Below are 11719 nucleotides of genomic sequence, written 5' to 3' on the forward strand. Positions count from 1 at the left end.
GATATTAATTTACTCTATTTATGTTTATACGTCTTAATATTGATCGCTAATTTACAAAATATTAGTTATTATTTTTACGATAGTGGATTGTGAAAAAGAAAACATGTCAAATAGTAAAAAATAAGCTAATATGTCGCCATTAATAAAAGTTGTTAAATTAATATTTAGCCTTATTTCTATATTATAACCAAAAAAGTAATTTTATTTTGTATATTTATTATATGATGAGTGTATCTCGTTGGCAAAGTATGACTAACCGTTTTACAATTAAAATAACATTGCCACAACTGTTGTTGGGGTTTATAGCCGCATCATTTGGTTTATTTGATCAAAGTTCTTGTATTGCTCGTTTACCTGACACAAATATTATTGCGATCACGACAGTGATGGCTAATTTGCAAGACTATCAAACAAATAACAGTATTCATTCACAATTTCATACAAATAATAGAAGTAATGAAGGTTATTTTAAATTAAAGCATGTTATTATTTTTCAATATAGACAAGTCTTCAAAATTGTTCGTTTGATGCCAAATAATGGTATTCGTGCAGGACCAATCTTTTTATTTAGTTTATTGGTATAAATACATTAGATACTAATTGTAAACTAATATACTTTACAAAAAATGTAACTTTTTAATCAAAGTATGTAAACATATTTTGTTATTGAAACCTGTTTTATAAATAAGAGAATTTATATGTTATTAAATTTATTAACAAAAGTATTTGGTAGTCGTAATGAACGTGTCTTAAAAATGATGCGTAAACGCGTTGAAAAAATCAATGCCTTAGAACCTGCAATGGTGGCATTATCTGACGAAGAGCTAAAAGCAAAAACCGCCGAATTTAAACAGCGTATTACCAGTGGTTCAAGTTTAGATACGATATTAGAAGAAGCTTTCGCTGTAGTGCGTGAAGCAAGTAAGCGCGTTTTTGGGATGCGCCATTTTGATGTGCAATTAATTGGTGGCATGGTATTAAATGAACGTTGTATTGCTGAAATGCGAACTGGTGAGGGTAAAACACTTACCGCAACTTTGCCTGCTTATCTTAATGCACTTACTGGTAAAGGTGTGCATGTTGTAACAGTCAATGACTATTTAGCCCAACGTGATGCTGAAAATAATCGTCCACTTTTTGAATTTTTAGGGTTAACCGTTGGTATAAATTTACCTAACATGCCAACATCAGAAAAACGTGCTGCCTATAATGCAGATATTACATATGGCACAAATAATGAGTATGGATTTGATTATTTACGCGATAATATGGTGTTTAATAAAGAATCTCGTGTACAGCGTCCGCTTAACTATGCGTTAGTTGATGAAGTTGATTCGATATTAATCGATGAAGCGAGAACGCCATTAATTATTTCCGGTCCAGCAGAAGATAGTTCAGATCGCTATGTAAGAATTAATAAAATTGTGCCTTATCTTACTCGGCAAGAAAAAGAAGATACCGAAGAATTTCAAGGTGATGGTGATTTTTCAATTGATGAAAAATCTCGTCAAGTTAACTTGACTGAACGCGGTTTACTAAAAGTTGAAGAACTTCTTATACGAGAAGGTATTATCAAAAGTGATGAATCTTTATATGCCCCAAATAATATTGTGCTTATGCATCATATTAATGCTGCATTACGTGCTCATCATTTATTCCACCGTGATGTAGATTATATTGTAAAAAATGGTGAAGTCATCATTGTTGATGAACATACTGGTCGTACTATGGAAGGGCGACGTTGGTCAGATGGTTTACACCAAGCAGTAGAAGCTAAAGAAGGTGCTAAAATACAAAATGAAAATCAAACACTTGCTTCAATCACATTCCAGAATTATTTCCGTTTGTATCAAAAATTAGCAGGTATGACTGGTACCGCAGATACAGAAGCATTCGAATTTAATCAAATTTATGGTCTAGATACTATTGTGGTGCCAACCAATAAACCAATGTTACGTAAAGATCTCCCTGATTTAGTGTTTATGACTGAAAAAGAAAAACTTGATGCAATCGTTGCTGATGTTAAGAGTTGTGTAGCAAAAGGTCAGCCGGTATTGGTTGGTACCGCCTCAATTGAAAAATCAGAATTGGTATCACACTTCTTAAATCAAGCTAAAATTAAACATAGTGTACTAAATGCAAAATTTCATGCTCAAGAAGCCGAAATTATTGCTGATGCGGGACGTAAAGGCGCGGTAACCATAGCGACAAATATGGCGGGGCGGGGTACCGATATTATGCTGGGTGGAAATTGGCAAATGGAAATTGCTAAATTGGAATCACCAACCCCAGAGCAAGTGCAAGCGATAAAACAGGACTGGCAAGTTCGTCATGAAGAAATTATTCAGCTCGGAGGTTTATATATTCTGGGAACGGAACGTCATGAATCACGCCGCATTGATAATCAATTACGAGGTCGTTCTGGTCGCCAAGGTGATCCTGGGGTATCTCGTTTTTACCTTTCCTTAGAAGACCCACTAATGCGTATTTTTGCTTCTGATCGAGTCGGTGGCGTGATGCGTAAATTAGGAATGAAAAATGGTGAAGCCATTGAACATCCTTTGGTAACAAAAGCTATTGCTAATGCGCAAAAGAAAGTTGAAAGTCGTAATTTTGATATTCGTAAACAACTATTGGAATTTGATGATGTTGCTAATGATCAACGACGAGCGATTTATTCACAACGTAATGATTTATTAGATAATCATGATATTAAAGAGATGATAGATTCGATCAGAAGCGATGTATTTAATAGTCTTATTGATCAGTATATTCCCCCTCAGTCTATTGAAGAAATGTGGGATGTTAAAGGTCTAGAAGTTGCTTTAAAAAAGGATTTTGATCTGGATTTACCTATCTCAACATGGCTTGACGAAGAAATGAATCTGCATGAAGAAAACTTGCGAGAACGCATTCAAAACATTGCTAAGCAGACATATCAAGATAAAGAAAATTCTGTTGGTAGTGAAGCATTCCGTCATTTTGAAAAGAATGTGATGTTGCAAACATTAGATACCCTATGGAAAGATCATTTAGCCGCCATGGATTATTTGCGTCAGGGTATTCATTTACGTGGGTATGCGCAAAAGGATCCAAAACAAGAATATAAACGTGAATCTTTCGACATGTTTGCGAATATGTTAGAAACGCTTAAGTATGATGTGATTGGTGTGCTTAGCCGTGTACGTATTCAATCGCAACAAGAAATTGAAGAGGCTGAAAGACAAAGAGAAGCAGAACTTCAAAAATTAGCTGAAAAACAACGCCTTAGCCATAGTGATATGGATGAAGCTCACAATAATAAGTCGCAAAATGCACAACCATTAGTGCGTGCTCAGGCGAAAATTGGACGTAATGATCCTTGTCCATGTGGTTCAGGTAAAAAATATAAACATTGTCATGGGGCTGTTCAATAAGGGTAAAGTTTAGTATTATCTTCTTTGATTTTTTACACTTATCGATGTTGTGGTTAGGATTACCGCAACATCATAGTTAACAGGGGGAAAATCAACGACATTATGAAAAACGTCGAAATTGCTGTAGGTATCATTCGTTCTCATGATGGAAAAATTTTTATTACTCAACGTGGCGAAAGTTCTCATCTAGCAGGTTTTTGGGAATTTCCTGGTGGGAAAATAGAGTTGAATGAAACACCTTTTCAAGCGTTACAGCGTGAAATTGCAGAAGAAGTCGATATTCATATTCATGAAGCAACATTTTTAAAAACCATTGAACATGAATACAGCGATTATTTTATCACAATTCATACCTATCTAATTGAAGAGTGGGATGGAGAGCCATTTGCGGCGGAAGGTCAGCCTAGTCGTTGGATTGATGAAGAAGATCTTAATGCTGATGAGTTTCCTGATGCAAATCGTTCAATCATTGAAATGCTCAAGAATTTAGACAATAATATTTAGAATTTCATTAACTTAGCCAAATTGAACAACCTTTATTCGTTGGTCGCATTTTGTTAGCTATTTTAGTATAATATTTCCAATTTTCTCACCTTATAAATGAGCTATGACACAATCAAGTTATAATGCAGTTGATATTGAAATCTTAGAGGGTTTAGATCCTGTTAGGCATCGACCTGGTATGTACACCGACACCACTAGACCAAATCATCTTGGTCAAGAAGTTATCGATAATAGTGTTGATGAAGCTATGGCGGGATATGCCAAACACATTCAGGTAATATTACATGACGATCAATCACTTGAGGTTATTGATGATGGTCGTGGAATGCCGGTTGATATTCATCCTAAAGAGGCAGTTCCAGCTATTGAATTACTCCTATGTCGTTTACATGCTGGAGGTAAGTTTTCGAATAAAAATTATCAGTATTCTGGCGGTTTACATGGTGTTGGTATTTCTGTGGTTAATGCTCTTTCTAAACGGGTTAATGTCACCGTCAATCGTGATGGACAAATTTATGAGATTGCGTTTGAACAGGGGCATAAAGTCGAGGATCTACACATTGTTGGTACTTGCGCTAGACGAAATACTGGTACAAAAGTACGATTTTGGCCAGAAGAAAAATATTTTGACTCACCGAAATTCTCAGTTTCACGCTTAGAGCATTTGTTAAAAGCTAAAGCGGTATTATGTCCAGGATTGGAAATCATCTTTAAAGATGAGGTAAATAACACTCAGCAACGTTGGTATTATGAAGATGGTTTAACAGATTATTTAATGGAATCTGTTAGTGGTTACACACTGTTACCTGAATCTCCGTTTATCGGCCAGCATGCTGGTTCAACTGAGGCAGTTGAATGGGCATTACTTTGGTTACCAGAAAGCGGAGAGTTATTAACGGAAAGTTATGTAAATTTAATCCCAACCGTGCAAGGTGGCACGCATGTTAATGGATTAAGGCAAGGGCTACTCGATGCTATGCGTGAATTTTGCGAATTCCGTAACTTATTACCAAGAGGGTTAAAAATCACTGCTGATGATATCTGGGAACGATGTGCTTATGTCTTGTCCGTTAAAATGCAAGAACCACAATTTGCTGGACAGACTAAAGAACGTTTATCATCACGTCAGTCTGCTGCTTTTGTCTCTGCAATTGTCAAAGATGCTTTTAGCTTATGGTTGAATCAACATGTTCAACAAGCAGAACTATTATCTGAAATGGTCATTGCTAGTGCACAGCGGCGACTACGAGCTTCGAAAAAGGTCATTCGAAAAAAATTAACAAGTGGACCTGCTTTACCGGGTAAATTAGCTGATTGTTCTTCACAAGATCTGTCGCGAACAGAACTGTTCTTAGTTGAGGGGGATTCTGCTGGCGGTTCAGCAAAACAAGCTAGAGATAGAGAAACACAAGCTATTATGCCGTTAAAAGGTAAGATCTTAAATACGTGGGAAGTATCTTCAGATGAAGTACTCGGTTCGCAAGAAATCCATGATATTTCGGTTGCGATTGGTATGGATCCCGATAGTGATGATTTAAGCCAATTACGTTATGGCAAAATATGTATTCTCGCTGATGCAGATTCGGATGGGTTACATATTGCAACACTACTTTGTGCATTATTCTTAAGGCATTTTAAACCGTTAATTGAGCAAGGGCATATTTATGTTGCGATGCCACCACTCTATCGGATTGATTTAGGTAAGGAAGTTTATTACGCTTTAGATGAAGAAGAAAAAGTTGGTATCTTAGAGCAACTGCAACGGAAAAAAGGCAAAGTTAACGTACAGCGTTTTAAAGGACTTGGCGAAATGAATCCATTGCAATTGCGTGAAACCACGATGGATCCCAATACGCGCCGTTTAGTTCAACTCACACTTGATGATACAGAACAAACAATGGCATTAATTGATATGTTATTAGCAAAGAAACGCGCTGATGATCGACGTGATTGGTTGCAAGAAAAAGGCGATCAGGTTGAGTTAGCGGTTTAACTTCATCGATATTTTAATCCGAACAATAGTCAAGTCGTATTAATTGAAAACGTTAAGTTATATTTTGATTAGTTTTTTTAAATCGAAGGAATACTGATGAGTGAGATTACTCATGATGGTGTAGAGATGCAATCTTTACAAAAATTTACTGAAAGTGCCTATTTAAATTACTCAATGTACGTCATTATGGATCGTGCATTACCATTTATTGGTGATGGTTTAAAACCCGTACAAAGACGCATCGTTTATGCGATGTCTGAATTAGGACTTAATGCGCAAGCGAAATATAAAAAGTCAGCCAGAACTGTAGGTGATGTATTAGGTAAATATCACCCTCATGGTGATAGCGCATGTTATGAAGCAATGGTATTAATGGCCCAGCCATTTTCTTATCGATATCCACTAGTTGATGGGCAAGGAAACTGGGGGGCGCCGGATGATCCTAAGTCATTTGCCGCAATGCGTTATACCGAATCAAGATTATCAAAGTATGCTGATTTACTGCTATCAGAATTAGGACAAGGGACTGTTGATTATGTGGCCAATTTTGATGGTACCCTTCAAGAACCTAAGATGTTACCTGCGCGTTTACCAAATATTTTATTGAATGGTACAACAGGGATTGCAGTAGGGATGGCAACGGATATTCCACCACATAATATTCAAGAAGTGACTAATGCAATCATAATGTTACTTGATAACCCACAAGCGACTTTAACTGATATTATGACCCAAATTCAAGGTCCTGATTATCCAACATCGGCCGAGATTATTACTGCACCAAGTGATATTGCTAAAATTTACGAGACAGGTCGTGGCTCAATTAGAATGCGTGCAGTATGGAATAAAGAGGATGGTGATATCGTTATTACAGAGCTACCACATCAAGTATCCGGCGCTAAAATTCTTGAACAAATTGCGACACAAATGCGCAATAAAAAATTACCATTGATTGAAGATTTACGAGATGAATCCGATCATGAAAATCCAACTCGTCTCGTTTTAGTTCCTCGTTCTAATCGTGTCGATCCAGAACAAGTAATGAATCATCTTTTTGTTACAACAGATTTAGAAAAAAGCTATCGGGTTAATCTTAATATGATTGGTTTAGATCAAAAACCATCTGTTAAGAGTTTATTAACAATTTTAACTGAATGGATTGAATATCGTCGAACCACAGTAACAAGACGGTTGAATTATCGGTTAGATAAAGTGTTAAAACGCTTGCATATTTTAGATGGTTTATTGATTGCATTTCTTAACATTGATGAAGTTATTGAAATAATTCGTCATAATGATGATCCTAAACAAGAGTTAATTAAACGTTTCTTAATTAGCGAAACTCAAGCTGAAGCAATATTAGAACTTAAATTACGGCATTTGGCAAAATTAGAAGAAATGAAGATCACTAGTGAACAAAATCAACTTGCTAAAGAACGTGATCAGTTACAAACCTTATTATCTTCCAATCGCAGGTTAAATACATTAATTAAAAAAGAAATTATTGCTGATTCAGAAAAATACGGCGATGATCGACGTTCACCAATTGTAGAACGCGCAGAAGCTAAAGCTATAACGGAACAAGAACTTACGCCATCTGAACCCGTTACTATTGTATTATCAGAAATGGGATGGGTGCGCAGTGCTAAAGGGCATGATATTGATCCAACAACCCTGAGTTATAAAGCTGGCGATAATTATAAAGCTTCAGTAAAAGGTAAAAGTAATCAACCCGTAGTTTTTATTGATTCCAGTGGTAGAAGTTATGCGATTGAACCTAATACACTACCTTCAGCAAGAGGTCAAGGTGAACCACTTAGTGGTAAGTTATCTTTACCGGTTGGGGCAAGTATTGAACAATTGATTATGAGTACAAATGAGCAACAGAAAATTGTTATGGCTTCTGATGCCGGATATGGTTTTATTTGTACATTTGCTGATTTAGTGACTCGTAACCGCAATGGAAAAGCGATTATTACTTTACCAACCAACGCTAAAGTTATGCCACTCATTGAAATTGAGGATGATAAATCACTGTTGTTAGTACTTACTAACACTGGGAGAATGTTAATCTTTCCTGTAAATAGCTTGCCTGAATTATCAAAAGGTAAAGGGAATAAAATCATTGCAATAGCAAGTGCCCAAGCTGAAAAACATGAGGATTATCTAACTTATATGACTCTCATTTCCACAGAGTCTTGCGTTACATTATATGTCGGTAAACGTAAATTAATATTGAAACCATCCGATTTACAAAAATTTATTGCAGAAAGAGGGAGAAAAGGCTCGTTATTACCAAGAGGTTTGCAACGAGTTGATCGAATAGAGATAGATGGATAACATCATATTAATTGAGGCGGTTGAAGGTCTTTAGGAGCGATAAATATGTCTTTTATCTGGGCAATTGTCACAGGTATTGTTTTTTCTTATTTTTTTAAAAATAGTTTAATGTTTTTTGTTGGTTTATTTGTTGGTCCTATGTTATATCGCTTTTTTAATAATATGGCGCCTGTAAGAGATAACCCAGCAAACCCTACATTATATTTAACGGTGGCTTTTGAAGTTCTGGGACATTTAAGTAAAGCTAAAGGTCAGGTAACCGTTGATGATATAAGACTTGCTAGTCACTATATGGATCAATTACAGCTTGATGCTGAAAAACGCAAGTTAGCTCAGGACTCATTTAATCGTGGTAAAGTAACTAACTATCCGTTACGTAAGCGATTGAATGAAATTTATAATCAATATCGTTATAGAAGAAAAGTCTTAATGGTATTTTGTGAACAGCTTATTCAAGCGGCAATGAGCGACGGTTATTTAGATGAAAAAGAAAAGCAAATTTTGAATATTGTGGCTGAAGAATTTCATATTCCTAAAGCTCAAATGGCTATTTATATTCAAATGATCATGGCGAGTTATCAATTCCAACGCCAGCAGTATTCCAATCAAAATTATCAATCACAGCATAAAGGTAACTATCAAAGACATTATCAGCAATCAACTTCAAAAAATGATATCAATAACGCTTATCGAGTTTTAGGCGTGGATCCTTCAGTAGATGTGGTGATTATTAAACGTGCTTATCGCAAATTGATGAACGAACACCATCCTGATAAGTTAGTTTCAAAAGGATTACCTAAAGAAATGTTAGAAGCAGCAAAGAAACGATCACAAGAAATTCAAGCTGCTTACGATTTAATTAAAGCTGATAGAGGCTTTAAATAAAATTCATAATTGAGAGAAAGCATTTATGATGCATTGGCGTTCTATTATTCGGATTGTTGGACTACTCATCTCGCTTTTATCGGTGTTTATGTTAATACCTGCGTTAATTGCTATTATTTATCGTGATGGTGGAGGTGCTATATTTGTTCAGTCTTTTTTTCTTGCATTTATTTTAGGTATCATATTATGGCTGCCGAATCGTAAATATAAACAAGATCTTAGTACGCGTGAGGGTTTTTTAATTGTTGTTTTATTTTGGGTTGTGTTAGGCACGATTGCAGCATTTCCATTTATTTTTGATAATCATCTCAACCTAAATCTAACAACGGCATTTTTTGAATCTTTTTCTGGACTAACAACTACTGGTGCAACAAGTATTATTCATCTTGATACTTTACCTAAGGCGCTACTTTTCTATCGACAGTTATTACAATGGTTAGGAGGAATGGGAATTATTGTATTAGCAGTCGCTATTCTGCCTTTACTCGGGGTTGGGGGAATGCAATTATATCGTGCTGAAATACCTGGCCCACAAAAAGATAGTAAGGTTCAACCTCGTATTGCACAAACAGCAAAAACGTTATGGTCCATTTATATATTTCTAACGGTTATTTGTGCTGTTAGTTTATGGTTAGCGGGGATGGATGGTTTCGATGCGATATCCCATAGTTTTTCAACAATATCCATGGGGGGATTTTCAACCCATGATGCTAGCTTGGCTTATTTTCATAATCCTATTATTAATTATATTATTACTTTCTTTATTATATTATCGGGTTGTAATTTTGCTCTGCATTTTAATGCTTTTAATCAATTTTCCATTAGACAATATTTCAAAGACCAAGAATTTAGAGCGTTTATTACCATTTTAGCAATATTAATAGCTATTAGTATTGTTATTATTTATCTATGGAGCGATAAAGGATTCAATACATCGGTAGATAAGGTCGTTTTACAAGTTGTGTCTACGGCAACGACCACCGGCTTCGCCATTGATGATCCTTATCATTGGCCGCCTTTATTACCAATAATGTTATTATGTGCATCATTTATTGGTGGTTGTGCTGGTTCGATTGGTGGAGGCATGAAAGTGGTAAGAGTATTACTGCTATTTATGCAAGGTTCACGCGAACTTAAGCGTTTAGTACATCCTAATGCAATTTATAGTCTAAAACTTAATAACCGCGTGTTACCAGAACGAATTATTGAGGCTGTTTGGGGATTTTTTTCTGCTTATGCTTTAGTGTTTTTAATAAGTTTTTTTATTGTTGTCGCCAATGGCTTAAGTGCAATGGATGCTTTCTACATTGTCGCTTCTTCGTTAAATAATTTAGGTATTGGCATTGATGACGCAAGTGACACATTTACTCATGTTGGTGAAATAGTGCAATGGGTTATGATAATCGATATGTTATTTGGAAGATTAGAGATTTTCACATTGTTGGTTATTTTTACGCCAGCATTTTGGAAATCATAATTGTTAATTTCGGAATATTAATATTATTCTTAATATGTTAATTATAAGAGTACTATTTTTATCAAGAGTCTATATGAAAACGTTACTATTATATACAACCCATGAACAACAGACCGCAAAAATTATGCAACGCATTAAAAGCCAGCTTGGTTCAGAATTTGATTGTACATTGATTGAATTAAGATATGATTCGCAAATTAATTTATGTGAATATCAGTCGGTAATTATAGGTACCTCAATTCGTTATGGGTTTTATAGCAATTTAATTAAACAATTTATTGATAATAATTATCAACAATTGAATCTGATGAAAAGTGCCTTTTTTGGTGTCAATCTTATTGCGCGAAAAATAAATAAAAATACACCGGAAACTAATTTATATACACGAAAGTTCTTAGCTAAAATAAAATGGTTTCCTAAATTAAAAGCTGTATTTGCAGGGGCACTTTTTTATCCAAGCTATAATTGGTTTGATCGAAATATGATACGTTTTATTATGTGGTTAGGTAAAGGCGATACTGACGTAACTAAACCTATTATTGAGTATACTGATTGGGATAAAGTTGATATTTTTGCGCAAACTTTTAAAAAGTATATTAATCAATCCACATTAGATTAATGTTTTGTAACCCAATAATTTTTAGTAACAGCTAGTGGTATATTTTACATAGCTTATCAATTAGATTTTAAACAAATAATTGTAGATAAAGATATTAGATAAGATATTTTATGTTTTGTTATATATGCCGTTAACATATTGAATTGTGCATCACTAAGTTTGATAACTAATCATAAATTCTCGCCTCATAGTATGGAATTTGTACAGATTTGTGATGATCCGCACAAACAATAATCAACTGATAAAAAAAGATCGAAATAGCAGTTGAAGAAAGCGAAAAGATCGTTATAATGCGCATCCACTGATTGATTGAGAGCGACGAAAGGAATTCTGATTCAAACAGTATGTAGAAGAAAATTTTGAAAAAAGATAAAAATTTTCTTGACGGATAAAAAAGGATAGCGTAGTATACGCAACCCTTGAGACAGTAAACCTAGAAGGTAAACTGTTAGCTCTTTAAAAAGTAAAAACAGACAATCTGTGTG

Annotated in this window: 8 protein-coding genes; all 8 read left to right on the top strand. The window is 35.0% G+C overall.

Annotated features, from left to right (window positions below):
- Window positions 1–221: 221 nt before the first annotated feature.
- The 8 genes from FcAc13_RS00720 to hemG all read left to right on the top strand — a co-directional run bounded on the left by FcAc13_RS00720 (window position 222) and on the right by hemG (window position 11234).
- Window positions 222–584 carry a hypothetical protein gene (locus FcAc13_RS00720; protein ID WP_187754287.1) on the top strand — a complete coding sequence of 121 codons (363 nt, stop codon included), beginning with the start codon at window positions 222–224 and terminating at the stop codon, window positions 582–584.
- A gap of 114 nt (window positions 585–698) precedes the next feature.
- Window positions 699–3416: a preprotein translocase subunit SecA gene (gene secA, locus FcAc13_RS00725; RefSeq protein WP_187754288.1), complete on the top strand. Its 2718-nt coding sequence runs from the start codon at window positions 699–701 to the stop codon at window positions 3414–3416.
- Window positions 3417–3518: 102 nt separating this feature from the next.
- The gene (mutT, locus tag FcAc13_RS00730; protein WP_187754289.1) at window positions 3519–3920 is read left to right on the top strand and encodes an 8-oxo-dGTP diphosphatase MutT; all 402 of its coding nucleotides are present in this window, start codon (window positions 3519–3521) and stop codon (window positions 3918–3920) included.
- 103 nt (window positions 3921–4023) lie between these two features.
- Entirely contained in the window at window positions 4024–5913 is a 1890-nt protein-coding gene (parE, locus tag FcAc13_RS00735) for a DNA topoisomerase IV subunit B (protein ID WP_187754290.1), read from the top strand.
- 96 nt (window positions 5914–6009) lie between these two features.
- Window positions 6010–8253: a DNA topoisomerase IV subunit A gene (parC, locus tag FcAc13_RS00740; protein WP_187754291.1), complete on the top strand. Its 2244-nt coding sequence runs from the start codon at window positions 6010–6012 to the stop codon at window positions 8251–8253.
- Between the two features lie 45 nt (window positions 8254–8298).
- On the top strand, window positions 8299–9138 hold the full coding sequence (djlA, locus tag FcAc13_RS00745) for a co-chaperone DjlA (protein WP_187754292.1): 840 nt from the start codon (window positions 8299–8301) through the stop codon (window positions 9136–9138).
- A gap of 28 nt (window positions 9139–9166) precedes the next feature.
- Window positions 9167–10615, top strand: a complete 1449-nt coding sequence (locus FcAc13_RS00750) for a TrkH family potassium uptake protein (protein WP_187754301.1) — start codon at window positions 9167–9169, stop codon at window positions 10613–10615.
- 73 nt (window positions 10616–10688) lie between these two features.
- Window positions 10689–11234, top strand: a complete 546-nt coding sequence (gene hemG, locus FcAc13_RS00755) for a menaquinone-dependent protoporphyrinogen IX dehydrogenase (RefSeq protein ID WP_187754293.1) — start codon at window positions 10689–10691, stop codon at window positions 11232–11234.
- Window positions 11235–11719 lie beyond the last annotated feature (485 nt).

The sequence above is a fragment of the Frischella japonica genome (assembly GCF_014489845.1).
Lineage (GTDB): Bacteria > Pseudomonadota > Gammaproteobacteria > Enterobacterales > Orbaceae > Frischella > Frischella japonica.

Coding starts and splice junctions, on each gene's coding strand:
- FcAc13_RS00720 (WP_187754287.1), top strand. CDS start 222: ATGATGAGTGTATCTCGTTGGCAAAGTATGACTAACCGTTTTACAATT.
- secA (WP_187754288.1), top strand. CDS start 699: ATGTTATTAAATTTATTAACAAAAGTATTTGGTAGTCGTAATGAACGT.
- mutT (WP_187754289.1), top strand. CDS start 3,519: ATGAAAAACGTCGAAATTGCTGTAGGTATCATTCGTTCTCATGATGGA.
- parE (WP_187754290.1), top strand. CDS start 4,024: ATGACACAATCAAGTTATAATGCAGTTGATATTGAAATCTTAGAGGGT.
- parC (WP_187754291.1), top strand. CDS start 6,010: ATGAGTGAGATTACTCATGATGGTGTAGAGATGCAATCTTTACAAAAA.
- djlA (WP_187754292.1), top strand. CDS start 8,299: ATGTCTTTTATCTGGGCAATTGTCACAGGTATTGTTTTTTCTTATTTT.
- FcAc13_RS00750 (WP_187754301.1), top strand. CDS start 9,167: ATGCATTGGCGTTCTATTATTCGGATTGTTGGACTACTCATCTCGCTT.
- hemG (WP_187754293.1), top strand. CDS start 10,689: ATGAAAACGTTACTATTATATACAACCCATGAACAACAGACCGCAAAA.